This window comes from Roseibium sp., assembly GCF_965229775.1.
Classification (GTDB): Bacteria; Pseudomonadota; Alphaproteobacteria; order Rhizobiales; family Stappiaceae; genus Roseibium.
In genome coordinates, this window is record NZ_OZ245929.1 from 2,844,474 (window position 1) to 2,868,433 (window position 23,960).

Genomic DNA, 23,960 nt, shown 5'->3' on the forward strand with positions numbered 1-23,960 from the left:
GTGGAAGAATGAGCACGAACGCAGAACTACAGGACACGCCGGGCTATCTCGATCCTATGTCGGAACCTGCTGAAAACCAGTACGCAGGGGCTGAGGATACGGCGAATATCGGATCTGTGCCGAGGATTACCGTGCACGGCTTCTGCCTGACCGATGCGACCATGCACATGGCCGAAACGGCGATGGAAGACCGCCGGATGGCGAAAGCGCATCTCAAGCTGGAAATGGGTGGCATACCCGCAGCAATCGATGTCTTCGCCCAGGCACCGACGCCCAACCTGATCATCGTGGAGACCAACGGGCAGCGCGAAGAGCTCCTGACCAACCTCGATCAGCTGGCGGAGTATTGCGACGCGGGCACGAAGGTGATCGTGATCGGCAACATGAACGACGTTCTTCTCTACCGCGAGCTGATCGCGCGCGGCGTGAGCGAATATCTGATCAGCCCCGTGAATGTCTACCAATTGATCGGTGCGATCGCGGAGTTGTACGCGGATCCCGAATCCGAACCTCTGGGCCGGACGACCGCGTTTTTCGGCATCAAGGGCGGCTGCGGATCATCCACCATCGCACACAACTGCGCATGGGTGCTCGGACGCAATTTCCAGAGTGAAGTCGTCGTGACGGATCTCGACCTGCCGTTCGGAACGGCCGGCCTGGACTACAACCAGGATCCGCTGCAGGGGGTCTTTGAAGCGATTTCCTCGCCCGACCGTCTGGATGAGACCTATCTCGACCGCATTCTTTCCAAGTGCAGCGAACATCTGAGCCTGCTGGCAGCGCCGGCCACGCTGGAAAGAACGTATGACCACAGCGAAAAGTCGTTCGAGCTTCTGTTTGAAACGATGCGCGCAAGTGTGCCCAACGTCGTGCTTGACGTTCCGCATACCTGGAACGCCTGGGTCAAGAACACGCTTTTGAACGTGGACGAGATCGTTCTCGTGGCTGAACCCGATCTGGCCAATCTGCGCAATGCGAAAAATGCCGTCGACATGCTGAAGCAACTGCGTCCCAATGACCGTGCGCCGCATCTCGTCATGAACAAGGTCAATGTTCCAAAGCGGCCGGAAATCAAGCCGGACGAGTTTGCAAGTGCCCTCGGGCTCACGGTCCAGGCGGCCATTCCCTTTGAGCCGCAGCTGTTCGGAACAGCGGCGAACAACGGCCAGATGATCAGTGAAATGGACGGAAAGCACGCCGTGGCTCGTCAGTTCGACGACCTCGCAAACGCCATTTCCGGCAAGGTTCAGCCGCCGAAGGTGACGCGGTCTGGGCTAGGTGGCTTGTTTTCTAAATTGAAACGAAAGTCCGGTTAACTGGTTCGTAAGCGGAGCTGAAAGATCGCTATGTTTGGAAGACGCGGCAATTCATCGTCTGGAGCGCAGACAGCACGTCCGGAAGGCGTCCCCGGGGGCGCTCCGGAACCGTCTGCGGAAACGCCAACTCCGGCCCCATCCGTTGAGCCGGAAGCCCAGGCCAAGCCCGCGGAGAGCGAAAAGGCACCCGCTCCGGCAGCTGCCCCTGCGCCTGCAGCGGCACCTGCGCCGGCACCGGAAGCCAAGGCACCTGCGCCCGCACCGAAAAAGAAGAACAACGAATATTACGAAACCAAGGCGCAGATCTTCAACGCACTTGTCGAGGCGATCGACCTGTCGCAGCTGGCCCGACTCGATGCCGAAGATGCCCGTGACGAGATCCGGGACGTCGTCAACGACATCATCGCCCTGAAAAATGTCATCATGTCCATCGCCGAGCAGGAAGACCTGCTGGAGGACATCTGCAACGACGTTCTGGGCTACGGACCGCTGGAACCGCTCCTTGCGCGCGACGACATCGCCGACATCATGGTGAACGGCGCGCACACGGTCTATATCGAGACTGCGGGCAAGGTCGAGCAGACGGGTGTGAACTTCCGCGACAATGCCCAGCTGATGAATATCTGTCAGCGGATCGTGAGCCAGGTCGGCCGCCGCGTCGATGACGCGAGCCCGATCTGTGACGCGCGCCTGCCCGACGGTTCTCGTGTGAACGTGATTGCGCCGCCGCTTTCGATCGACGGTCCCGCGCTCACCATTCGTAAGTTCAAGAAGGACAAGCTCACCCTCGACCAGCTCACCAAGTTCGGCTCGATAACCCCGGAAGGTGCGACGATCCTCCAGATCATCGGGCGCTCACGGTGTAACGTCCTGATTTCCGGCGGTACCGGTTCGGGCAAGACGACGCTCCTGAACTGTCTGACCGCCTATATCGAGAGCACCGAGCGCATCATCACATGCGAGGACTCCGCGGAACTTCAGCTCCAGCAGCCTCACGTCGTGCGCCTTGAGACACGCCCGCCCAACCTGGAAGGTGAGGGCGAGATCACGATGCGCGATCTCGTGAAGAACTGTCTGCGTATGCGTCCTGAGCGCATCATCGTGGGCGAGGTGCGCGGACCGGAAGCCTTCGACCTTCTGCAGGCCATGAACACGGGTCACGACGGTTCGATGGGAACGCTCCACGCCAACTCCCCCCGCGAAGCCCTTTCCAGGCTTGAATCCATGATCACGATGGGTGGCTTCTCGCTGCCCTCCAGAACGCTCCGGGAAATGATCGTCTCATCAATCGACGTTGTCGTTCAGGCTGCCCGCCTGCGCGACGGATCCCGCCGCATCACCCATGTGACCGAAGTGGTCGGCATGGAAGGTGACATCATCACGACGCAGGACGTCTTCCTCTACGACATTGTCGGTGAAGATCCGAATGGACGCATCATCGGCCGTCACCGTTCCACCGGGATCGGGCGGCCGAAATTCTGGGAGCGTGCGCGTTATTTTGGCGAGGAATCGCGTTTGGCACAGGCACTCGATGCTGCCGAACTGCCTGACTATGTAGCGGAATGAGAAGCGGATGTCCGGATTTGAAGACTTTTTGACCCCACAGGTGACCGGGATCGCCGTAGCGCTTCTCGTCATGTTCGCCGTCGGCGGTTTGATTTTCAGCCTGTTCGCGCCCTCGCTTTCCGGAACGAAACGCCGCGACCAGCGTATGCTGGCGGTGGCGGCACGGCCGCAATCCGAAAAACAGCGGAAGCAGATCCGGGACAATGACCGGCGCAAGAAGTCGATCCAGGATCAGCTGAAGGACTTCGAGGAAAGGCAGAAGGCCAAGCACCACCGGCAGCAGAAAGTGTCGCTGAAGGTCAAGATGGAGCAGGCTGGACTTGGCTGGGAGATGAAGCATTTCGTCATTTTCAGCATCTTCTCCTGCCTGATCTTCCTCGTGGTCGGGTTTGTTGCAAGCGGCAACCTCTGGATCACGTTCGCGGCCGGTTTCGCTGGTGCTCTCGGCTTTCCGCGCTGGTATGTCGGCAACAAGCGCAAGCGCCGCTTCAACCAGTTCCTGACAGAATTGCCCAACGGTGTGGATATCATCGTGCGCGGCGTGAAGGCAGGCCTGCCGCTTGCGGACTGTATCAAGGTGGTTGCCCGCGAATCCCGCGAGCCGGTGGCAACCGAATTCCGCAAGATCACCGAGACGCAGGTCATGGGCCTTTCCCTTGCCGATGCCGTTGCCAAGCTGCCCGAACGCGTGCCGGTCGCGGAGGCCAACTTCTTCGCGATCGTGGTCGCCATTCAGCAAAAGGCCGGTGGCGGTCTGGCCGAAGCGCTCGGAAACCTGTCCAAGGTTCTGCGCGGCCGCAAATCGCTCAAGGGCAAGATCCAGGCACTGAGTTCGGAGGCCAAGTCGTCGGCCATGATCATCGGCGCGATGCCGTTCGGTGTCGGCGGCATCATCTACCTGATTGCGCCGGATTACATCAGCCTGCTGTTCACCACCACGGGCGGCAACATCATCATCGGCGGATGCCTCTTCTGGATGTTCATCGGCATCATGGTCATGCGTCACATGATCAACTTCGACTTTTAAGGGGGCGGCATGGATCTGGAATCAATTGCATCGAGCCAGTTTCTTGCAGGGTTGCTCGCCATGGTCGCGGTCACCGGTACGATCTTCTCGCTGGTGGCACCCATCCTGTCGCGGGACACGCTGAAGACCCGCATGAAGTCGGTCGCCCTGGAGCGCGACAAGCTGCGCGCCAAGGAGCGCGCGCGGTTGCAGGCCAACCAGCAACAGGACGCCCGCGCGTCCCTTCGCAATCAGCCGAAGGCTCAGATGAAGAGCCTGGTCGATCAGCTCAACCTGAGGGAAATGCTTTCCGATGAAAGCACGAACGACAAGTTGAGAATGGCCGGCTATCGCGGTACCGCGCCGCTCTACTATTACCTGACGGCGCGCGTTGCCATTCCGGTCGTGCTTCTGGTCATCGCGCTTTTCTATTCGCTCGTGGTTATCCCGGACTGGTTGCCGACGGTGACCAAGGTGTGCCTGTCCATTGCGGTCGCCGGCGTCGGCGCGTTTCTGCCGAACCTGTTCCTCAAGAACAAGATCGACAAACGCAAGCTCAACATCCAGCGTGCCTGGCCGGATGCGCTCGACCTCATGCTGATCTGCGTCGAATCGGGCATGTCCATCGAGGGCGCCTTTCAGAAGGTTGCGGAAGAGGTCGGTATCCAGTCAGTCGACCTGGCCGAGGAATTGTCGCTGACGACAGCCGAGCTGTCCTATCTCAGCGAACGCCGCACGGCGTATGAAAACCTTGCCAAACGTACGGGTGTGGATGGTGTCAAGAACGTGATGATGGCGCTTGTACAGGCGGAACGTTACGGTACGCCGGTCGGCACCGCCATTCGCACGATGGCTGACGACACGCGCGAGCAGCGCATGTTGTTCGCCGAACAGAAAGCTGCCTCTTTGCCGCCGAAGCTGACGGTTCCGATGATCATTTTCTTCCTGCCGGTCCTGTTCTTCATCATCATGAGCCCGGCGGTCATGCAGGTCATGGACCTGGAAGGTTTCTGAAGATTTAGAAGGGGCTCCGAACCGGCCCGTTGAAATACGCAAGAACGGAACACCCCGCCGGTATCTGATGACCGGCGGGGTTTTTCGTTGTTGCCGTCCCGTTCTTCGTTCGAAGTGACTTGTCAATCCGGCAGCGGAATTCGACAACTGCCGGGGATGTTATGACAACGGCGAAGGAGATCGACATGATCGAAGCCCCTCCAATCCTCACGATCAAGGCCTCGATGAGACGGCCGACGGAGCAGCAGATCGCGTCTTTTCAGGATGTATCGACCGGATTTGTGGTCGATGCGCTTCACGGCGGAGGCGCCTTGTCGCGCAACATCGCGCCCGTCGGGTTTGGCCGGGACCTGAACTGCGTCGCAGCGGGACCGGCACTCACCGCCGATTGCGGCGCTGCCGACGTCCTGGCCGCATTTGCCGCACTCAAATACATTCGGCCCGGCGATGTCGTGGTCTCTGCCTTTGCAGCTCACACCGGGTGTGCCGCCGGTGGTGATGGTCTCGTCGGCATGATGAGGAATTGCGGTGCGGCGGGGTTCGTTACCGATGGTCCAATGCGCGACTACACCGGAATCGTGAAGGTCGGCCTTCCGGTCTGGTGCGCCGGCATAACGCCGGCATCGCCGCATATGTCCGGACCCGGTTCCGTCGGCACGCCGGTCCAGATCGGCGGACAGGAGGTGGAGACGGGAGACATGATCGTTGCCGACCGGGATGGCGTGGTGGTTGTCCCGTTCGAAAGACTGGACGATGTCATTGCCAGCCTTGAAAAAGTGCGCGCGGCAGAACACGCGCAGGACGAACGGGTGGCTGCCGGAATGCGTGTCCCCGACTGGGTCGGGGACCTGCTGGAAAGCGATCGGGTGCGGATCACGGACTAGACGATCCCTTGAGGGCGGCGGAAGACGGGCGCTTCCGCACGCAGGTCAGCATCAGCTGCGCTGACGGCTCTGCATCATCGTCTGCAGATAGGCGATATTCGCCTTGGCCTGCCGGGGATCAAGCTCGGAGGTGGCAACCTCGACGGCTTCTTCGACTTTTCCCTGAATGCCCAGAACGAGCGCCAGGTTCTGGCGCACGCGGCTGTCTGCGCCGGGCAGGCTGGCGGCGCGCCGCAGGGTGTATTCGGCGTCTGGCAGCTTGTTGGACAGGAGATAGGAAAGTCCGAGATTGTTCAACAGGCTCGGATCGTCCGGCGCGATCTTGAGCGCCTGCTTGTAAAGGCTGCGTGCCTTTTCATGCTTGCCAGTCTGGTCGTAGATCGCGGCTTCCGCCGACATGATCTTCCAGTCGGGCAGGTCGGGCCGCTGTGCGCGGCGCAGCACGTTGAGGGCTTCGTCAAAACGGCCGTTCATCGCAAGGATCTTGCCGTAGGCGGAGGCAATCTCGCGGTCTTTCTGGTGCGCGATGACGCCTGCTCTCAGGACCGCCAGAGATTGTTCGATCTGGCCGTTCTGGTTGAGGGCGTTGGCGTAGCCGAGCACCGCGGTCCGGTTGCTGCGGTCTTTTTCGTAGGTCTTGGCCCATTTGGAGACTTCCGCCCGCGCCAGGTTGGAACCCGGGCTGACGGTGTGGGTGCCGTTGGCAGGAGAATAGGTGCCGGTATTGGACTTGTTCGACGCGCATCCGGTTACCAGCGCAAGTGCGGTCAAGGCCACGAGCGCAGACGCCACTCTGTTGCGGCGTGAGACGGATCCTGTTCTGGGCGCTTGCATTTTCAACATCCTTGTTGTCCGCAGCTGTGAAGGTCCCTTAGAGAAATAAATAATTAACCCTAATGGATGGTTAAGCACCGTTGCGATTTGCAAGAAAGGTGGGTGAATTTGCACCCGTATTGCGTCTTTCGCGAAGGCGGCTTACCTGTGGAGACCGGCAATCCCGTTTCATGGAGTTTCAAACGTGCGCGAATCCCTGGTCCGCAAGTCCGACATGCCCGAAGCAACCCCGATCATCGCGGTCACGGAGGCGTCGCTTGAAAGCACTCTTTCAGAACTCGGGGACAGTGCAGGCCAATGGTGCAGTCTCAATGCATTCACGGGCAAACCCGCGTCCTCCTTGCTGATCCCCGGGGCCGAAGGGCACGGCGCGGTGGTTCTGTTCGGCGTTGAAGACGGCGGCTTGCCGCACCCCTTCGCGCTCGGGGCGCTCGTCAAGAGCCTGCCCAAAGGGGACTACGCCCTTGCAGAGGGCTTTCCCGATCCGGACCAGGCCGCGCTCGGGTTCGGCCTGTCGTCCTATCGCTTCGAGCGCTACCTGAAGCCGTCCGGCAAGGTTTCCCGACTCGGCGTCGGCACGGATGTCGATCTGGACCGGATAGGCATCATTCTGGATGGCGTGCAGCTGGCGCGCGATCTGATCAACACGCCCGCGAATGACCTGGGTCCGGAGGAACTGGCTGCTGCTGTCGCCGATCTTTTTCAGAAGCATGGCGGCTCGGGGCACATTGTCGTGGGCGAGGATCTGCTGACGCAGGATTTCCCGATGGTGCACGCAGTCGGGCGTGCCAGCTCCAGGGCGCCGCGCCTTGCCGATTTCACATGGGGAAGGGATACCGATCCCAAGGTGACGCTCGTCGGCAAAGGGGTCGTCTTCGATACGGGCGGTCTGAATTTGAAACCCGGCAACTCCATGTCGCTGATGAAAAAGGACATGGGCGGAGCGGCAAATGTCCTGGGTCTTGCTTCGATGATCATGGCGGCCGGGTTGCCCGTGCGTCTGCGTGTCATTGTCCCTTGCGTCGAAAATGCCGTTGCCGGAAGCGCCTTCCGCCCGGGCGACGTTCTGGCGAGCCGCAAGGGCTTGAGCGTGGAGATCGGCAACACCGATGCGGAAGGCCGGCTCATCCTGGGCGACGCGCTTGCGCTCGCAGACGAGGAAACGCCGGATCTCATGATCGACATGGCAACTCTGACCGGTGCGGCGCGCGTTGCCCTCGGACCGGATCTGCCGCCTTTCTACACGAATGACGAGGGCCTTGCCGATGACATTGCCGTCGTCGCGGAAGCGGCGGCCGATCCCCTGTGGCGTCTGCCGCTCTGGCAGCCCTACATGAAGTATCTCGACAGCAAGGTTGCGGACATCAATCACATCAACACGTCCGGCACCGGCTTTGCCGGCTCGATCACCGCCGCCCTGTTCCTGTCGCGCTTTGTCGAGAACACGGAAAGCTGGGTACATTTCGACATCTACGGCTGGGCACCTGCGGACAAGCCCGGCAAGACGGCAGGTGGCGATGCGCAGGGCATCAGGTGTCTCTTCGACGTCATCTCCGAGCGATATGCCGCCTCACAATAACGGGTCCGAAACGTTTTTGTGTTTCGATACCCATGGCCAAGGAGTAAAATCGGTTCGGTCATGGTTGTCGACATACGCGCCTCTCAGGCACTGAAATTGTTGCACGAAGTCAACCTGGCGCTGGTGCGGGACAGCGAGCAGGACCTGTCGGCGCGTCAGTTGACGATCCTTCTGACAGTCTATCTCGAGCCGCCGCCGCACACGGTGCGGGGGCTAGCCGCCAAGCTGAACGTGACCAAGCCGGCCATCACCCGGGCGCTGGACACGCTCGGCGGTCTCCGGCTGCTGTCGCGCAAGCGCGACGAGGCCGACAAGCGCAACGTGATCATCACGCGTACGGTCGAGGGCGCTCTTTACCTCGAACACCTGGGCGATCTCGTGGTAGACAAGGCCCGGGAACTGCCCCGATAGCTGTCACATGCCAGTCTGGAAACCGATTTGAAAATGAAAAACCTGTTCGACCGCCGTCTTCACCCGGTTCGCCTCGATCTGGCGGCACTGGATTATCAGGGGCGGGTCGAAGCCGAGCGCTTCGTCGAGGGCGAGGTTCTGCAGGTAGCGGCTGACAGTCTCGCCATGCGGCCGGACCCCCGGCCGGATTGTCCCATCGATACCGAGGTCCTTTGCGGCGAGTGGGTGACCGTCTACGAGAAAACCGCGGAAGGCTGGGCGTGGGGGCAGCTGGACACGGACGGATATGTCGGCTGGATTTCTTCAGACGGGCTGGGACCGGTGAAGGCGGCAACGCACCGGGTTCGGGCGCTTCGAACCTATCGTTATCCGGGACCGGATCTGAAGTTCCCGCCACTGGGCTTTCTCTCGATCGGGTCGAACGTCACGGTCGTCGGCGAAGCGGAAACGCGCGGGCTGACATATGCACTGTTGAGCGACGGCTCGGCGGTTGTCGGCAAGCATCTGGTCGGCCTCGACGACGTCGAGACAGACTGGGTCGGCGTTGCCGAGGAAATGCTGGGCACCCCGTACCTGTGGGGCGGGCGCACCAGCGTGGGGCTGGATTGTTCTGCGCTCGTCCAGCTGGCCGCGCAGGCCGGTGGTATCGACATCCCGCGCGACAGCGACATGCAGGAACAAAATGCCGGGCATGAAATCCCGCACGACGATCCATCGGCTTTCCGGCGCGGGGATCTCGTGTTCTGGAAGGGTCATGTCGGGATCGTCACCGGACCCAACATGCTGCTTCATGCAAACGGGTTTACGATGACGGTGGCCTACGAGCCGCTCGACAGCGCGGTCGAGCGTATTGCTGCGACGGAATGGGGCGCGGTCACCAACGCCCGCCGGCTGGACACGCCCTGACGGATTTGGCCGGGGTTCGGAACCTAGGTGATGGACCCATAAATGAGTCTGAAATGGCATGCGAAATGGCGAGATCCCGTTAGGAAGGGTGTGCGGAGCGGGCTTCCTGCCCGGTCAAGCACGCTGACGCCACGGGGTGAAGCCATTTCCATGTCCTTCGGATTTGACCGGATTGCGCCTCCTCCGCGTCGCGAAAGGCTTGAAAATGAACCACATTTCCTGCGCTTCCGCTCCTTGAGGAGAAGCAAGCCGCCTCAAACCATTTCCGCCTCATTTTTGGGTCCATCACCTAGGCTTTCGGAGCCAGCGACAGCTGCGGCTCACGGGGTTCGGCCACCTCTTCGCGTTGCACTTCCGCTTCTCCGAGCTCCAGGTCCTCGATCTTGCGGCTCCGCTTGGTGATCTTGTCTGTCGAGATGAGGATCTGGTCGATATCCTTGTTCGCCTGCGCGAAATGGGACTGCAGCTTGCCGACCCGGTCGTTGAGACGTCCGACATCCGTGATCAGGTGACCGACTTCCGCCTGGATGAGATGCGCCTGTTCGCGCATCTTGGCATCCCGCAGGACCGACTGGATCACCTGGATCGACAGCATCAGCAGCGACGGTGACACGATCACAACCCGGGACCGGTGCGCCTTCTGGATCAGGTCTTCGAAGCCCTCGTTCAGCTCTGCGAATACGCTTTCTGAGGGGACAAACAGAAACGCCGTGTCCTGTGTTTCGCCCGGCAGAAGATATTTCTCGCTGATGTCCTGAATGTGTTTGGCAAAGTCCCGGCGGAACTGGGACTGGGCGTATTTCAGCTGTTCCTCCGTTTCCGCGTTGCGCAGGAGGTTGAAGGCCTCGAGGGGAAACTTCGCATCGATTGCCAGGGACGGTGCGCCGTTCGGCATGTGAATGAGGCAATCCGGGCGGCTGTTGTTGGAAAGGGTCGCCTGGAACGAGTAGGTGCTGGGCGCCATCTGGTCCTGGATGATCGCTTCCATCCGGCCCTGCCCGAAGGCACCCCGCGTCTGCTTGTTCGACAGGATCGCCTGCAGCTGGCCGACCTGTCCGGACAGGTCGGTGATGGTCCGCTGCGCCCGGTCGATCACCGCGAGACGCTCGTGCAACTGCCTCAGGCCGTCCTGGGTTTTCTTTGTCGTGTCGGACATGGACAGGCCGAGCTTGTGCCCCATGCCGTCGAGACGTTCATTGACGGCGCGCATCATGTCAGACTGGCGCGTGCCGAAGACTTCCGCCATCGTCTGCATGCGGCCCGTCATTTCGCCCTGGGATTTCAGAAGCTGCGACAGATGGCTTTCCAGTTCGTGGATACGCTCCGTGGCGGCACTGTCCGCGTCCGCGCGTTCGCGGATCTGGCGCATGGTCTTCAAAACCAGCCAGACAATCAACGCAAGCAGGAACAGGCCGCCCGCAATGGCAGCCTCAAGCGCCGTCACCGGACGGCCACTCAACTCAAACAGAATCTCGTTCATGAAACAAACATAGAACGATTCGGCCGCAAGGCACATCCGCAACCGAATCCGGAAACGTTGAAAACACGCCTGAAGCCCTTGATTTCCGCGTTGACCCTCGCCGCGCGATTGCCTATGTCAGGCGCATGACAAAACGCCCGATCATAACAATCCCGGACCCGGTCCTGCGCGAGGTCTGTGCGCCGATCTCGACGGTCGACGATGACATCCGCGCGCTCTCCGACGATATGCTGGAGACCATGTACGACGCCCCCGGTATCGGTCTCGCGGCGAGCCAGATCGGCATTTTGAAGCGCATGTTCGTGCTGGATGTCGCAAAGGAAGACGCGCCCAAGGAACCGATGGTTTTCATCAATCCGGAGATCGTTTGGTCGAGCGAAGACATGTCGGTCTATCAGGAAGGCTGCCTGTCGATCCCGGAATATTTCGAGGATGTCGAACGTCCGGCCGAGGTAACCGTGCAGTTTCTCGACCGGGACGGTGCGCAGAAGGAAATCAGGGCCGACGGATTGCTGGCGACCTGCATCCAGCACGAGCTTGACCATCTCAACGGGAAACTGTTCATTGATTACCTGTCGAAGCTGAAGCGCGACCGGGTCGTCAAGAAATTCACCAAGCAGGCAAAACTCGCCGGCAAGATCTGACAGCGGAAGGAGAGCGGACGTATGGATCAGGAACTGTTCCTGAAAACCTTTGCCGCGCTCTTTGCGATCATGAGCCCGATCGCCAATCTGCCGGTGTTTCTCGCCCTGACCTCGGACCGCGGACCTGCGTTCGAACGCGAGGTCGCCTTCACGCTGCTGATCAGCCTGTCCGCGGGCGCACTGGTGATCGGCCTGACCGGCGATATCATCCTCAAGGTCTTCGGCATCAGCCTCGATGCCTTCCGCCTTGCCGGCGGCTTCCTGATCCTCCTGATCGCACTTGACCTCATTCGCGGCCAGAGCACCCCGGTGCATCACGGGTCCGACAAGGAAAAGGCGAACATGAAGGCGCAGGACAATCCGGCGATCTACCCGTTGACCGTGCCCATTCTTCTTGGCCCCGGGTCGATCTCGACCATGATCATCTTTCGCGGTCAGGTGCATGATTTCAGTCAGGAAATCGCCTATGTCGCCGCCGTTGCCGCGTCGATCGCCGTCCTGATCGCAACCTTTTTCTCCGCCCCGTTTCTGCAGCGGTTTCTCGGCGAAACCGCAAACAGCGTCATGAGCCGACTCATGGGCATGATCCTCGCCGCCATTGCCATGGAAATGATGACGGACAGTCTAAAGGTGCTGTGGCCCGGTCTGGCTTAGGCAGGTTCCACTACATTCCGTTCTTGAACCTTATCCTGAGGAAGCGCAGCGCGCTATCTGGAAGGATTTGCTGCAGCTGAGCGCCGCCCCGGTCTCGAACCGGGGCCTGTTCGGGTGGAACACGGCGGTCCCGGATCAGGTCCGGGATGGCGCTGTGGGAAAGGGTCATTCAGAACCGGTGCGCAGCGTTGCTGCGCTTGGCCGGGGGACAGATGCGTTTGGCGGGGCCGACTTTCAGTTCACTACAGCCGTCATCCCCGACTTGATCGGGGACCCACTCGCTTCCAGAACGCTCGTTTTTTGACGGGAAGGTGAGCCCGCCGAAATCCGCCTCTTGCGGCGCATCTCCGGCACACGTGGATTGGGTCCCCGATCAAGTCGGGGATGACCCTCTGGAAGGAGAGCGTTTCAACGCCCGTTCGTCACCCCGGGCGAACAGCGTGAGACCCGGGGCCGGAGAGCCCGAACCGTGCCGGGACAGACGAGAACCGGCGGCGAGTACAGTGGCTCCCCGGTCCCGGCTCGCGCTACGCTTGGCCGGGATGACCCTTGAGAGGACATAATCCGTCCTGAGGAAGCGCAGCGCGCTGTCTCGAAGGATGGGCAGCAAGGCAGGCGCCGCCCCGGTCTCGAACCGGGGCCTGTTCGGGTTGAACACGGGAGGCCCCGGATCAGGTCCGGGACGGCGGTGAAGACAAACGTCATTGCGAACCGGTGCGCGGATTTGCTGCGCTTGACCGGAACGACAGAGGAGGTTTTGTGGGGATGACCCTCTGGAAGGAGAGCGTTTCAACGCCCGTTCGTCACCCCGGGCGAACAAGGTGAGACCCGGGGCCGGAGAGCCCGAACCGTGCCGGGACAGACGAGAACCGGCGGCGAGTACAGTGGCTCCCCGGTCCCGGCTCGCGCTACGCTTGGCCGGGATGACCCTTGAGAGGACATAATCCGTCCTGAGGAAGCGCAGCGCGCTGTCTCGAAGGATGGGCAGCAAGGCAGGCGCCGCCCCGGTCTCGAACCGGGGCCTGTTCGGGTTGAACACGGGAGGTCCCGGATCAGGTCCGGGACGGCGCTGTGGGAAAGGGTCATTCAGAACCGGTGCGCAGCGTTGCTGCGCTTGGCCGGGGGACAGATGCGTTTTGGCGGGGGTGACTTTCAGTTCACTACAGCTGTCATCCCCGACTTGATCGGGGACCCACTCGCTTCCAGAACGCTTGTTGTTTGACGGGAAGGGGAGCCCGCCGAAATCCGCCTCTTGCGGCGCATCTCCGGCACACGTGGATTGGATCCCCGATCAAGTCGGGGATGACCCTCTGGAAGGAGAGCGTTTCAACGCCCGTTCGTCACCCCGGGCGAACAGCGTGAGACCCGGGGCCGGAGAGCCCGAACCGTGCCGGGACAGACGAGAACCGGCGGCGAGTACAGTGGCTCCCCGGTCCCGGCTCGCGCTACGCTTGGCCGGGATGACTCCAAAGAGCGCAACACCTCAATTGCGGAAGCGATTGCACCAGGAAGGAAGGTCGTTTTCGTCTGTGGCCACCTGCGCACTTGCCCGCAACGGCTTAAGGCGCAATAAGGGGCGCGAAACTCGGGATTAACGGTGAAGCTCAAAGGAGCCACATGTCTCTTCGCGTCGTCTTTATGGGTACCCCTGAATTCTCGGTGCCGACCCTCATGGAAATCGTCGGACAGGGACACGACGTCATTGCCTGCTATTCGCAGCCGCCACGGCCGGCCGGCAGGGGCATGGACCTGAAGAAGTCGCCGGTCCACGAGGCCGCCGAATCCTTCGCGATCCCGGTCTTTACACCGAAGAGCCTGAAGGACGCTGAAGAGCAGGAGAAGTTCGCCTCGCTGGACGCGGATGTTGCCGTCGTCGTCGCCTATGGCCTTCTGCTGCCGAAAGCGGTGCTCGACGCTCCACAATACGGCTGCCTCAACCTGCACGCCTCGATGCTGCCGCGCTGGCGTGGCGCGGCCCCCATCAACCGGGCCGTCATGGCCGGCGACACGGAAACCGCCGTGCAGGTCATGCACATGGAAGAAGGCCTCGACACCGGTCCGGTCTGCATGTCGGAAACCGTTGCGATCGGCGCCAACATGACCGCCGGGGAGTTGCATGACCAGCTCTCGGGCCTCGGGGGTGACCTCATGGTCCGTGCCCTGGCAGCCCTGTCACGCGGCGCGCTCGGCGAGCAGCCCCAGGCGGAGGAGGGCGTCACCTACGCGGCGAAGCTTTCGAAACAGGAAACCAGGATCGACTGGTCGAAGACGGCCGAAGAGGTGCACAATCACATTCGCGGTCTGTCGCCCTTTCCCGGTGCCTGGTGTGAAATGCCGCTTGGCGGCAAGCCGGAACGTGTGAAAGTCCTCAGAAGTTCCGTTGCCGGTGGTTCCGGAGCGCCGGGCACCGTCATCGGCATGGCTGAGGTCCCGGTGATCTCCTGCGGTTCCGGTGCCGTCCGCCTGGAGCAGGTGCAAAGAGCGGGCAAGAAGCCGATGAGCGGGGCCGACTTCCTGCGCGGCGCATCTCTTTCTGAAGGGGCACGCCTGGACTAGTCACCTGAATCTGAAGTTCGACTCATTTTTCAGCGGCTTCGAACGAACTTCAGATTCAAGAAGGTGACTAGCAAGTCTATGTTTCTAGTGCGGTTTACGAATTTGAAGTTCGCTTCGGAGACTGCTGCAGAAATGATGCGAACTTCAAATTCGCCGCACTAGGGTACGGACTCATAAATGCGACTGAAATGGCATGCAAAATGGCGAAATCCCGTTAGGAAGATTGTGTGGAGCGGGCTTCCTCCCCGGTCAAGCACGCCGCCTCAAACCCTTTCGGCCTCATTCATGAGTCCATACGCTAAGATGCAGGCGACAGGAGACACGCATGAGCGATGACACCACTGCCGGCGGCCTGACGATCCGAGATGTGGAGGCAAGGGATGAAGCCACCGTCCGCGACCTCGTGGCAGCTGCCTTTCCGTCCGACATGGAAGCACGGCTTGTCGAGAAACTGCGTCACTGCGGAGCCCTGGTCCTTGAGCAGGTCGCGGTGAATGCAGACGGCAAGACGGTTGGCCATGTCGCCTATAGCCGTGTCACACCGGCAGCGATCGGTCCGGGGCAGGGGCTCCAGGTTGCCTGCCTAGCACCGGTTTCGGTCTGGCCGGGAGACCAGCGGCAGGGCGTCGGTTCCGCCCTGATCACCGCGTCGCTGAACCGGCTGAAGGAGATAGGGGAGGATCTTGTTCTGGTGCTCGGTCCGCCGTCCTACTATCCGCGCTTCGGCTTCGATCCGGTGCTGGCGCGCAAGGTTCAGGGACCCTACGCGGGCGACGCCTTCATGGCGCTGGCTCTGACCGACGCGGGCTCCCGAGATCTCCCCATCGAAGTGGCCTTTGCCACTCCGTTCCAAGAATTCGAATAGACAGAGCTTTCCGGAATGCCGCGATACAAGCTGACCGTGGAATATGACGGCCGCCCGTTTTGCGGATGGCAGCGGCAGGCCAACGGACCATCCGTTCAGGCCGTGATCGAGCGCGCCATAAAGGCGTTTTCTGGCGAAGAGGTCACGATCGGCGGGGCCGGGCGAACGGATACGGGTGTCCATGCGACCGGACAGGTCTGCCATGCGGATCTTTCAAAACCCTGGCCGGTCAGAACGATCATGGGAGCGATGAATTTTCACTGCCAGCCGGATCCGGTCGTGATCCTGGACTGCACCGAAATGCATGAGGGCTTTGATGCCCGCTTTTCGGCCATCCGCCGGTCCTACCGGTACCGGATCCACAACCGCGTACCGCCTCTGACCCATCAGCTCGGTCTGGCCTGGCACGTTAAGCCGGATCTCGATGCGGACGCGATGAACGAAGCCGCGCAGGAATTTGTCGGCCACCACGATTTCACGACGTTCCGGCACGCACGCTGCCAGGCAAAGAGCCCGGAAAAAACGCTCGAGAACTTTCGGGTCTTCCGGGATGGCGAGTTCGTCATCGCGGAATGTTCCTCCCGGTCCTTTCTGCACAATCAGGTCCGGTCGATGGTCGGTTCGCTCCGGCTTGTCGGCGAAGGCAAATGGGGTCCGGGCGCCATCACCGAGGCGCTTCAGGCCCGTGACCGCAAGGCCTGCGGCCCGGTTGCGCCCGCCGATGGGCTTTATCTGACGCGTGTCGACTACCGTCCTGCCGAAACCGACATTGAACTTTTGCGCGAGTGGCAGCACAAAAAGGCCACGTTGGAGGCAGAGGACATCGAGGCGGACTAGGGTGCGTACCCTGAGCGAAAGACTGTTGTCCCTAGCCAAATCCGCCGAAGATGTCGCCGAGATGGGTCAGGATGTACCCGATGATCATCACGCCTGCGATGATCATGACCGTCCAGACGAACAGCTGAAACCCGATTGCAATGCCGCCGAAGCCGAGGGCGGCAACGGCCACGCGCCGGTTTTCTCTCAGAACGAGACCGACGATACCCAGGACCACCGCAAGTCCGGCAAGGACATAGGCAACGACTGCGAGCGTCCGGTCGAGGCTCCAGGACTGGGCCTGCGGCTCCGGCAGTTCCTCGCCCTTGAGGCCTTTCAGCGCGGATGTGCGGATATCCGCCGCGATCTCGCCGATTGATTGGCCGATCGTCGGTTGGGGATCGAGCGGTCCGGCGCTGTGCAGAAAAAGCGCCAGGACAAGCGCCAGGGCGCCGAGTGCCATGCCGGCCAGGCCAGACCAGGGTGTTGCTGATTTTGCTGCTTCGCTCATGCGCCGTCCTTGCAAAGCTGGTGATCCCGCATAACCGTCATGTTGTGCCACACTCAGGCTAAGGCAGCGTTTACTGAACGTAAGACTATTCCGGGATCACCGCAAACATTCGTTAATTTACCGCGCCTTGTGAGCTCTCTTCGGGTATCACGACACATTTCTTGTAGAGATGCCAGGTCGTGTGTCCGAGAACGGGCAGGACCACGACCAGGCCGAGAAACGCCGGCACCATCGACACGATCAGCAGCGCCGTCACGACAAGCGCCCAGCCGATCATCGGGATCGGGGACGTGACGACGGCACGCACGCTGGTGATCATCGCGGTGATGAAATCCCGGTCTTCCTCCAGCAGCAGCGGAAAGGAAATCACGGTCAGGGAGAACAGAATCAGCGACAGGATGGCACCGACGACGTGTCCGACCGCGAGGAACATCAGGCCTTCCGGCGTGGTGATGATCTCCGTCAGAAACTCGTCGAACGTCGCGAAGGACTTGAACCCGAGGAACAGGGCCAGCAGCAGCCTGACCTGGTACATCCACATGATCTGGATGAAAAGCACGACAAAGGCCATCCAGGACAGCTCGCGGCTCTTCTGCGCCCACATGGTTCCCAGGATGGCGGACCAGGAGAGCTCCTCGCCTGTCGACAGACGCCGGCTGACTTCATAGAGGCCGACTGCGGCAAACGGGCCGATCAGAACAAAACCGGCGGCGGCTGGGTAGGACAGGTAGCTCATCTTCAGGGCGGCGGCGCTCAGGATGACGAACAGGCCGCCGGCGGCAAAGAGGGCGCCGATCGCGAGGCCGTAGACCGGCGCCTTGCGGAAATCGGCAAGTCCGCTGGCCAGCGCATCAATCACATCGTCGGCGGTGATCTTGTTGACGAGCGGCATCGGCCGGAGCTTATCTTTCGCGGCGGTTCCCGATGCCCCGGCGGCTGGCGCGGCGTCTGTCCCGTGCTCGCCCGGGGTCGTCGTATTCTCGTTCATGTGCCAGCTTCCTCCCAAAGCCGATTAAAAGAAGACTGCCCTCCTACAGACAGCCGATTTTAGGCATGGAAGGCGGCATCGCTCAATGAGGAGAAAGGCTTACGTTTCCCGGCCCTCTGAAGGGATCGGGAAACGTCATTTGTCTGCATATCCGGGCCGGGCCCCGGTCTGCCGCAGCCCGGCAGCCGAGAGCACCCGGATCGGAAACCGTCGCGGTTATGCAGGTGGCTTGCCCGTTTCCGCGGCCGAGGCGGCAGCAGCGGCGGACGCGAGCGCCTCCTTCTGCTTGTCGTCGAGATTGGTGTTTTCCGGAAGCTGAACCCGGACCTCCTTGCGTGCGAACTGGATATCGTTTTCTTCAAACGCCCTTTGCACGCGCTTGTAGATTTCCTTGCGTACGCCGAACTGTTTGCCGGGTTTGGTGGTGAACTTGCCGCGCACGACGATGCCGACATCGTCCACGTCTGCGACGCCCTGTCCCTTGAAGGGGGCCAGCAGGTCGTCCTTGAACTCTTCCATCTCCATGATTTCCTGGCCGATCTTCTTGAAGAGCTTGCGCACCTTTTCGACATCCGTATCGAACGGAACCGTGAATTTCAGCTTCATGATCACCCAGTCGCGCGACAGGTTGGTCAGCTTCGGGATCTGGCCATAGGGAACGATATGGACCGCACCTTTCGTTCCGCGCAGCTGGAGCGAGCGGATCGAGATCTTCTCGATGGTGCCCTGGGTGCCGCCCGTATCGATGAATTCGCCGAGCCGGAAGGCATCGTCCATCAGGAAGAACACGCCTGAAACCACGTCCTGCACCAGCGTCTGCGCCCCGAAGCCGATGGCCAGGCCGATCACGCCCGCACCGGCGAGGAGCGGCGTAATGTTGATGCCGAGCTGGCTGAGCGCGAGAAGCGCGGTGAGGGTGATAATGGTGATCTGAAGAACCACCCGCATCAGCGGCAGGATGGTCGCAAGGCGCGACTTGCCGGCACCGCCCATTTCCGCGTCATCGTCCTGGGACTCCGCAGGCGGCGAATCCTTTGCCAACTGATGGGCGACCCAGAGGTTGGTGATTTCCCAGGCAAGGTAACCTGCTGCAAGGATCAGGAGAAAGATGACGCTGTTGCGGGCAACGGCAGATCCGTCGTCGCCGCCAAGCGCGAGAAGGTTCAGACCGTAAATGCGGCCAACAACCAGAACGAGGAACGCCAGGAGCGCGACGCGGGCGATCCGGACGTAGCTGTGCCGGGTCTGCATGTGGGCCGCTTCGGCAACCGGGCCTTCTCCCTGCATGGGCGGCACGATATGGGAAACGATGCCGCGCACCATCGTGTCGAGAAACGGTGCAAAGACGACGAGCGCGATCACGGCGAGCGACCGGCCCGCGGTCAGCGCATCAATACCCATGCTCGCGGTGAACTGCACCAGCAGCCAGTTGAAGGCAATGAAGGCCATGGAGAAATAGGGCCAGAAGCGCGCCATCCGCTCCAGACCCGATGTCGGATCGGCCTCGTCTCCCAGGATGATGCTTGTCAGTCCGTGGCGGGCTTTCCAGATCACCGCAATGATCCAGGCATTGACACCGAATCCGACGAAGAAACGGAAGGTGCCGCCCGCATCCGTTCCGGCGCCGACCATCAGGTTGCGCAGGAAAAAGGCGATGCCGACGATGGCAAACAGGGTGGTGAAACTGTGGTAGAGCGACTTTGCGGTCGGATCGTCAGCGGTGACAAGGCGCAGTTCGCTCCTGTTGGGGGCAAGCGCGAAGCGCAGCAGGGCCGCCACCAGCCTCGGCATGAACACGATCCAGAAAACCGCCTGGAGCGCATAGGAGCGGGTCGCGGGATCAAACACCGCAACCCGGGCAACAACAAGCGCAACAATCGCGAAGACGATCAGACCGCCAAGATCGAACCCTGCCCGGGTCGAAACCATTTTAACGGTTTCAAAGAGGCTGTCCGGGGACTTGCTCTGGATGGTGTCACGCCGGCTGGCCACCAGGCGGTTGACCAGGAACTCGGCGGCAAAGCCGGCGGCAAGAATGATGGCGATGGCGCCGATCAGAAAGTGTATCGGACCCGCGATCGATCCGGAAAACAGCGCTCCAATGGCCGAAAACAGACTGGTGAACAGGTCGGGAAGGTTCTGGAAATGCCCGACCACCATGCCGCCGAAATTTCCTGCAGCCGTTTGCAGTTGCGCGAGAAGCCCGGGGCCTTCGGGTACAGCGTCCGCAGCTTCGCCCGCTGCGGCGCTTTGCTGCAGTAGCGTCATCAGGTCCGTGAGCGCTTCGACCTGTTCCGGATCAAGGTCCGACACCAGTTTTTGCATTGCCTCGGGCTGAAGCGGCGGCGGTAGCTCGGACGATGCGTCCTGAGCCATACCTGTTGACGCGGTCAAAACGGTTATGCAGAATAAGAGCGTAAAAGTGCACGCGGATATGAATTTTTGTATAGCACCGGTCATGATGGGGCCCCCCGACGGCGTTGCTTTTGAATCACCCTAAACTAGACTTGCTTGCCGTGCATAATCCATAAAAATTCCGCCGCGTAAATTCCCGCATGTGGACACTTTTCTCATTCTCGTGGCTGCACCTACCTACTTTTACGGAGGTTCGGCGGGACGACGGTGCTTGATCCCGGGCGCTTATGCGTCTACCTCCGTGTCCAAGACTAATTTACGCGAGCCGGATTGAATGAACACACCCCCTCAGAGCGCGAATATCGCACCAGGTCCGGTATGGGCCCTCATGAGTCCCTTCGGCCGAATCGGCAGGGAGCCTTACTGGCTCTGTTTTGCGCTTGTCTGGGTCATCATCGGCATCGCAATTCGCATCTGGTTTTTGTCCATCCCGGGTATTCCGAACCCGGAAGACGTGACACCAAGCGCCTTTGCCGGTTCAAATCCGTTGTTCCCGCTTCTGTTTTTCGTGCTTCAATGGTTCGAACTCGCCATCGTGATCAAGCGGTTTCAGGACATTGGTCAGAGCGGGTTCTGGGCTCTGCTCATTTTCCTGCCGGGTATCAATCTCATCGTTGTTTTGGTTCTCGGCTTCATTCCCAGCCAGATGCAGGCGAACAAGAACGGCCCGCTGCCCAACAGCTATTGGCGCAAGAGCTGACTTCATCCAATTTCCATCATAATTCTGTCGTGAGATCCCGCCCGTCATGCCGTCAAATGCCGTCTCCATCGCCCAGGACCTCATTCGCTGCCCGTCCGTGACACCTGCGGAAGGAGGCGCGCTGGCCCGGCTTGAGGAACTCCTGGAGGAAGCCGGGTTTTCGGTCTCCAGGGTCGTCTTTACGGACGAGGACACGCCCGACGTCGAAAACCTGTTTGCGACGATCGGATCCGGACGTCCGCATTTCGTCTTTGCAGGACATACGGATGTCGTGCCGGCAGGGGCCGAGAACGACTGGACCCACGGCCCGTTCAGCGCCGACATTTCCGACGGTGTCCTTTATGGCCGTGGCGCGGTCGACATGAAAGGTGCAGTTGCCGCCTTCGCGGCCGCTGCCCTGGAGTTTCTGGGCGAGGCCGGTCCGGATTTCGGCGGTGCGATTTCCTTTCTCATCACGGGCGACGAGGAAGGGCCTGCCGTGAACGGCACGGTGAAGCTGCTCGAGTGGGCCGAACAGCAGGGCCACAGCTTCGATGCCTGCATCGTCGGGGAACCGACCAACCCGGAAAGCCTGGGAGACGCCATCAAGGTAGGCCGCAGGGGATCGCTTTCCGGCACGATAACCGTGTCCGGCACGCAGGGGCATGCCGCCTATCCCCATCTCGCGAACAATCCCATTCCCGGGCTCGTCCGGCTTCTGGCGGCGCTCGAAGCCCTGGAACTCGACACGGGCAACGCGCGGTTCCAGCCCTCCAATCTGGAAATCGTCACGGTCGACGTCGGCAATCCGGCTTTCAATGTCATCCCGGCGCATGCCGAGGCCCGGTTCAACATTCGCTACAACGACGCTTGGTCACTTGAAAGTCTCAAGGAGAAAATCCAGGACACGCTCGCCGCCGTTCCACTTGGCGACCTGAAACTCGGCCTGGAATTCAAGCGAGACGCCAGCGAATCGTTCCTGACGAAGGACGATGCGCTGATCGAGACGCTGGGCGCAGCCGTTGAGACGGAAACCGGGCGAAGGCCCGAATTGTCCACCGGCGGCGGCACCTCGGACGCCCGGTTCATCAAGAACTATTGCCCCGTTGTCGAGTTCGGGCTGGTCGGTCAGACCATGCACAAGGTTGATGAGTGCGTGAGCCTGGAGGATCTTGACCGCCTGACCGCAATCTACAAAAGATTTCTCATCAGGTACTTTTCAAATGAACCGGGAGCGGCTCGACCTTGATCAGCATGAACGAAATCCGTGCGGCTCTCGACGGGTCCTGGCTGTTGTTGCGCAACCGGCCAGAAGGTCAGGCGTATTTCGATCAGTCGCTGCAGGGCTTCTGGCGCTCGTTTCAGGTCATTTTCCTGCTGATCCCGCTTTTTCTTCTGAGCGGTATGTTCGAAAAGCAGCTCTATATCGCAGAAAACATGTTCCATCCGGAGGGGTTCCCCGACAGCGCCTTCTGGACGGCACAGTTTTTCGGGCATGGCGTCAACTGGCTTGCCTTGCCGCTCATCCTCGCGGTGATCGCCGCCCCCATCGGTATTTCCCAGCGCTACGTGCCGTTCATTGTGGTCCGCAACTGGACAAGCCTGCTGACCGCCGTTCCCTACATGATCACCTACATCCTGTTCCTGCTCGGCATCATATCGCCCGGGATTGCAGTCCTGCTGTCGCTGACAAGTCTGGGTGTGATCCTCTGGTACCACTTCCTGATTGCCAGGATCGTGCTTCAGGCCTCGATCAGTCTGGCGATCGGCGTCGTCGTTCTCGATATCCTTCTGTCGCTCGTGATCGGACAGGTGGTGGGCATTCTCTGGCGGGCATGAAAAACCCCGCCTTGTGGGGCGGGGTTCGGGATCCTGGCGGCGTGGCGACGGTCAGTCGCGCAACAGCTCGTTGATGGCCGTCTTCGACCGGGTCTGTTCGTCGACCGTTTTCACGATGACGGCGCAATAGAGGTTGGGAGCCGCTTCGCCGTTGCCCATCAGGCTGGCGGTCGGCATCGAACCGGCAACGACCACGGAGTAGGGCGGCACTTCGCCGTAGCTGATCTCGCCGGTCATGCGGTTCACGATACGCGTCGACTTGCCGATATAGACGCCCATGCCGAGGACGGAACCCTCGCGCACGATACAGCCTTCGACAACCTCCGAGCGGGCGCCGATGAAGCAATTGTCTTCGATGATCACCGGACCGGCCTGCAGGGGCTCCAGCACACCGCCGATGCCGACACCGCCGGACAGGTGAACATTCTTGCCGATCTGCGCGCAGGAACCGACCGTCGCCCAGGTATCGACCATGGTCCCCTCGTCGACATAGGCGCCGAGGTTCACGAAGGACGGCATCAGAACGACGCCCTTGCCGATGAAGGCGGACCGGCGCACGGTGCAGTTCGGCACGGCGCGGAAACCGGCCTGTTCAAATTCCAGCCCGCTCCAGCTGTCGAACTTGGACGGAACCTTGTCCCACCACACGGCTTCGCCCGGACCGCCCTTGATGACTTCCATGGCGTTGAGCCGGAAAGACAGCAGAACCGCCTTTTTGGCCCACTGGTTGACGATCCAGTCACCGTCCTTCTTTTCCGCAACACGCAACTGTCCGTGGTCGAGCAGGGTCAGTGTCGCTTCGACGGCATCGCGGACGTCACCAGTGGTGGAGGTATCGATGGAAGCGCGGTCTTCGAATGCCGCGTCGATAATCTGGGACAGGGCGGCAAGGTCGTGGGTCATCTGGATGAGATCTCCGGGCGTTGATGAATGCGTGCGCGGACCTAAGCCGCCGGACCGAGGCCTGTCAAGCATTGCCGGTATACCAAGTGTTCCG

22 protein-coding genes are annotated in these 23,960 nt (G+C 61.0%); 16 read left to right on the forward strand and 6 right to left on the reverse strand.

Features of this window, described 5'->3' with window-relative positions:
* Positions 1-8: 8 nt before the first annotated feature.
* The 5 genes from ACO07N_RS12910 to ACO07N_RS12930 all read left to right on the forward strand — a co-directional run bounded on the left by ACO07N_RS12910 (position 9) and on the right by ACO07N_RS12930 (position 5,786).
* On the forward strand, positions 9-1,316 hold the full coding sequence (locus ACO07N_RS12910; RefSeq protein WP_421981404.1) for an AAA family ATPase: 1,308 nt from the start codon (positions 9-11) through the stop codon (positions 1,314-1,316).
* Positions 1,317-1,346: 30 nt separating this feature from the next.
* Positions 1,347-2,882, forward strand: coding sequence for a CpaF family protein (locus ACO07N_RS12915; protein ID WP_421981405.1), 1,536 nt, complete (start codon positions 1,347-1,349; stop codon positions 2,880-2,882).
* A gap of 7 nt (positions 2,883-2,889) precedes the next feature.
* Positions 2,890-3,909 (forward strand): type II secretion system F family protein, encoded by a 1,020-nt coding sequence (locus tag ACO07N_RS12920; protein ID WP_421981406.1) that lies wholly within the window; start codon positions 2,890-2,892, stop codon positions 3,907-3,909.
* A 9-nt stretch (positions 3,910-3,918) separates the two neighbouring features.
* A complete protein-coding gene (locus ACO07N_RS12925) occupies positions 3,919-4,902 on the forward strand; it encodes a type II secretion system F family protein (RefSeq protein WP_421981407.1) in 984 nt (327 codons plus the stop codon).
* 161 nt (positions 4,903-5,063) lie between these two features.
* Positions 5,064-5,786: an RraA family protein gene (locus ACO07N_RS12930; protein WP_421981408.1), complete on the forward strand. Its 723-nt coding sequence runs from the start codon at positions 5,064-5,066 to the stop codon at positions 5,784-5,786.
* A gap of 51 nt (positions 5,787-5,837) precedes the next feature.
* Here ACO07N_RS12930 and ACO07N_RS12935 read toward each other — a convergent pair whose 3' ends face one another.
* Positions 5,838-6,620, reverse strand: a complete 783-nt coding sequence (locus ACO07N_RS12935; protein WP_421981409.1) for a tetratricopeptide repeat protein — start codon at positions 6,618-6,620, stop codon at positions 5,838-5,840.
* A 184-nt stretch (positions 6,621-6,804) separates the two neighbouring features.
* Here ACO07N_RS12935 and ACO07N_RS12940 point away from each other — a divergent pair, with 184 nt between their 5' ends.
* Genes ACO07N_RS12940 through ACO07N_RS12950 form a run of 3 tightly spaced genes read left to right on the forward strand, consistent with a single transcriptional unit; the run spans position 6,805 to position 9,516 of the window.
* Positions 6,805-8,199, forward strand: coding sequence for a leucyl aminopeptidase family protein (locus tag ACO07N_RS12940; RefSeq protein ID WP_421981410.1), 1,395 nt, complete (start codon positions 6,805-6,807; stop codon positions 8,197-8,199).
* Positions 8,200-8,259: 60 nt separating this feature from the next.
* Positions 8,260-8,610, forward strand: coding sequence for a MarR family transcriptional regulator (locus tag ACO07N_RS12945; protein ID WP_421981411.1), 351 nt, complete (start codon positions 8,260-8,262; stop codon positions 8,608-8,610).
* Positions 8,611-8,643: 33 nt separating this feature from the next.
* Positions 8,644-9,516, forward strand: a complete 873-nt coding sequence (locus ACO07N_RS12950) for a C40 family peptidase (protein ID WP_421984422.1) — start codon at positions 8,644-8,646, stop codon at positions 9,514-9,516.
* Positions 9,517-9,805: 289 nt separating this feature from the next.
* Here ACO07N_RS12950 and ACO07N_RS12955 read toward each other — a convergent pair whose 3' ends face one another.
* Positions 9,806-10,996: a DNA recombination protein RmuC gene (locus ACO07N_RS12955; protein WP_421981412.1), complete on the reverse strand. Its 1,191-nt coding sequence runs from the start codon at positions 10,994-10,996 to the stop codon at positions 9,806-9,808.
* A 125-nt stretch (positions 10,997-11,121) separates the two neighbouring features.
* Here ACO07N_RS12955 and def point away from each other — a divergent pair, with 125 nt between their 5' ends.
* The 5 genes from def to truA all read left to right on the forward strand — a co-directional run bounded on the left by def (position 11,122) and on the right by truA (position 16,552).
* A complete protein-coding gene (gene def / locus ACO07N_RS12960) occupies positions 11,122-11,640 on the forward strand; it encodes a peptide deformylase (RefSeq protein ID WP_421981413.1) in 519 nt (172 codons plus the stop codon).
* Between the two features lie 21 nt (positions 11,641-11,661).
* Positions 11,662-12,294, forward strand: coding sequence for a MarC family protein (locus tag ACO07N_RS12965; protein ID WP_421981414.1), 633 nt, complete (start codon positions 11,662-11,664; stop codon positions 12,292-12,294).
* Positions 12,295-13,911: 1,617 nt separating this feature from the next.
* On the forward strand, positions 13,912-14,850 hold the full coding sequence (fmt, locus tag ACO07N_RS12970) for a methionyl-tRNA formyltransferase (protein WP_421981415.1): 939 nt from the start codon (positions 13,912-13,914) through the stop codon (positions 14,848-14,850).
* Positions 14,851-15,175: 325 nt separating this feature from the next.
* Positions 15,176-15,715 (forward strand): GNAT family N-acetyltransferase, encoded by a 540-nt coding sequence (locus ACO07N_RS12975; protein ID WP_421981416.1) that lies wholly within the window; start codon positions 15,176-15,178, stop codon positions 15,713-15,715.
* Between the two features lie 15 nt (positions 15,716-15,730).
* On the forward strand, positions 15,731-16,552 hold the full coding sequence (gene truA, locus ACO07N_RS12980; RefSeq protein WP_421981417.1) for a tRNA pseudouridine(38-40) synthase TruA: 822 nt from the start codon (positions 15,731-15,733) through the stop codon (positions 16,550-16,552).
* A 31-nt stretch (positions 16,553-16,583) separates the two neighbouring features.
* Here the strand turns inward: truA and ACO07N_RS12985 are convergent, their stop codons facing one another.
* The 3 genes from ACO07N_RS12985 to ACO07N_RS12995 all read right to left on the reverse strand — a co-directional run bounded on the left by ACO07N_RS12985 (position 16,584) and on the right by ACO07N_RS12995 (position 20,406).
* Complete coding sequence (locus ACO07N_RS12985; RefSeq protein WP_421981418.1) at positions 16,584-17,042, reverse strand: hypothetical protein; 459 nt, start codon at positions 17,040-17,042, stop codon at positions 16,584-16,586.
* Positions 17,043-17,154: 112 nt separating this feature from the next.
* On the reverse strand, positions 17,155-17,934 hold the full coding sequence (locus ACO07N_RS12990; RefSeq protein WP_421984423.1) for a DUF2189 domain-containing protein: 780 nt from the start codon (positions 17,932-17,934) through the stop codon (positions 17,155-17,157).
* Positions 17,935-18,246: 312 nt separating this feature from the next.
* The gene (locus ACO07N_RS12995) at positions 18,247-20,406 is read right to left on the reverse strand and encodes a mechanosensitive ion channel family protein (RefSeq protein ID WP_421981419.1); all 2,160 of its coding nucleotides are present in this window, start codon (positions 20,404-20,406) and stop codon (positions 18,247-18,249) included.
* A gap of 313 nt (positions 20,407-20,719) precedes the next feature.
* Between ACO07N_RS12995 and ACO07N_RS13000 the strand changes: the two genes are divergently transcribed.
* The 3 genes from ACO07N_RS13000 to ACO07N_RS13010 are packed head-to-tail and all read left to right on the forward strand — an operon-like array spanning position 20,720 to position 22,963.
* A complete protein-coding gene (locus ACO07N_RS13000; protein WP_421981420.1) occupies positions 20,720-21,145 on the forward strand; it encodes a DUF805 domain-containing protein in 426 nt (141 codons plus the stop codon).
* A gap of 46 nt (positions 21,146-21,191) precedes the next feature.
* Positions 21,192-22,373, forward strand: a complete 1,182-nt coding sequence (dapE, locus tag ACO07N_RS13005) for a succinyl-diaminopimelate desuccinylase (RefSeq protein WP_421981421.1) — start codon at positions 21,192-21,194, stop codon at positions 22,371-22,373.
* Positions 22,374-22,378: 5 nt separating this feature from the next.
* Positions 22,379-22,963, forward strand: a complete 585-nt coding sequence (locus tag ACO07N_RS13010) for a hypothetical protein (RefSeq protein ID WP_421984424.1) — start codon at positions 22,379-22,381, stop codon at positions 22,961-22,963.
* 51 nt (positions 22,964-23,014) lie between these two features.
* Here ACO07N_RS13010 and dapD read toward each other — a convergent pair whose 3' ends face one another.
* The gene (gene dapD, locus ACO07N_RS13015; RefSeq protein WP_421981422.1) at positions 23,015-23,866 is read right to left on the reverse strand and encodes a 2,3,4,5-tetrahydropyridine-2,6-dicarboxylate N-succinyltransferase; all 852 of its coding nucleotides are present in this window, start codon (positions 23,864-23,866) and stop codon (positions 23,015-23,017) included.
* Positions 23,867-23,960 lie beyond the last annotated feature (94 nt).

What these genes read in the sequence shown, in the direction of transcription:
- ACO07N_RS12910 (WP_421981404.1), top strand. Translation starts at nt 9, where the DNA reads ATGAGCACGAACGCAGAACTACAGGACACGCCGGGCTATCTCGATCCT.
- ACO07N_RS12915 (WP_421981405.1), top strand. Translation starts at nt 1,347, where the DNA reads ATGTTTGGAAGACGCGGCAATTCATCGTCTGGAGCGCAGACAGCACGT.
- ACO07N_RS12920 (WP_421981406.1), top strand. Translation starts at nt 2,890, where the DNA reads ATGTCCGGATTTGAAGACTTTTTGACCCCACAGGTGACCGGGATCGCC.
- ACO07N_RS12925 (WP_421981407.1), top strand. Translation starts at nt 3,919, where the DNA reads ATGGATCTGGAATCAATTGCATCGAGCCAGTTTCTTGCAGGGTTGCTC.
- ACO07N_RS12930 (WP_421981408.1), top strand. Translation starts at nt 5,064, where the DNA reads ATGACAACGGCGAAGGAGATCGACATGATCGAAGCCCCTCCAATCCTC.
- ACO07N_RS12935 (WP_421981409.1), bottom strand. Translation starts at nt 6,620, where the DNA reads ATGCAAGCGCCCAGAACAGGATCCGTCTCACGCCGCAACAGAGTGGCG.
- ACO07N_RS12945 (WP_421981411.1), top strand. Translation starts at nt 8,260, where the DNA reads ATGGTTGTCGACATACGCGCCTCTCAGGCACTGAAATTGTTGCACGAA.
- ACO07N_RS12950 (WP_421984422.1), top strand. Translation starts at nt 8,644, where the DNA reads ATGAAAAACCTGTTCGACCGCCGTCTTCACCCGGTTCGCCTCGATCTG.
- ACO07N_RS12955 (WP_421981412.1), bottom strand. Translation starts at nt 10,996, where the DNA reads ATGAACGAGATTCTGTTTGAGTTGAGTGGCCGTCCGGTGACGGCGCTT.
- def (WP_421981413.1), top strand. Translation starts at nt 11,122, where the DNA reads ATGACAAAACGCCCGATCATAACAATCCCGGACCCGGTCCTGCGCGAG.
- ACO07N_RS12965 (WP_421981414.1), top strand. Translation starts at nt 11,662, where the DNA reads ATGGATCAGGAACTGTTCCTGAAAACCTTTGCCGCGCTCTTTGCGATC.
- fmt (WP_421981415.1), top strand. Translation starts at nt 13,912, where the DNA reads ATGTCTCTTCGCGTCGTCTTTATGGGTACCCCTGAATTCTCGGTGCCG.
- ACO07N_RS12975 (WP_421981416.1), top strand. Translation starts at nt 15,176, where the DNA reads ATGAGCGATGACACCACTGCCGGCGGCCTGACGATCCGAGATGTGGAG.
- truA (WP_421981417.1), top strand. Translation starts at nt 15,731, where the DNA reads ATGCCGCGATACAAGCTGACCGTGGAATATGACGGCCGCCCGTTTTGC.
- ACO07N_RS12985 (WP_421981418.1), bottom strand. Translation starts at nt 17,042, where the DNA reads ATGAGCGAAGCAGCAAAATCAGCAACACCCTGGTCTGGCCTGGCCGGC.
- ACO07N_RS12990 (WP_421984423.1), bottom strand. Translation starts at nt 17,934, where the DNA reads ATGCCGCTCGTCAACAAGATCACCGCCGACGATGTGATTGATGCGCTG.
- ACO07N_RS12995 (WP_421981419.1), bottom strand. Translation starts at nt 20,406, where the DNA reads ATGGCTCAGGACGCATCGTCCGAGCTACCGCCGCCGCTTCAGCCCGAG.
- ACO07N_RS13000 (WP_421981420.1), top strand. Translation starts at nt 20,720, where the DNA reads ATGAACACACCCCCTCAGAGCGCGAATATCGCACCAGGTCCGGTATGG.
- dapE (WP_421981421.1), top strand. Translation starts at nt 21,192, where the DNA reads ATGCCGTCAAATGCCGTCTCCATCGCCCAGGACCTCATTCGCTGCCCG.
- ACO07N_RS13010 (WP_421984424.1), top strand. Translation starts at nt 22,379, where the DNA reads ATGAACGAAATCCGTGCGGCTCTCGACGGGTCCTGGCTGTTGTTGCGC.
- dapD (WP_421981422.1), bottom strand. Translation starts at nt 23,866, where the DNA reads ATGACCCACGACCTTGCCGCCCTGTCCCAGATTATCGACGCGGCATTC.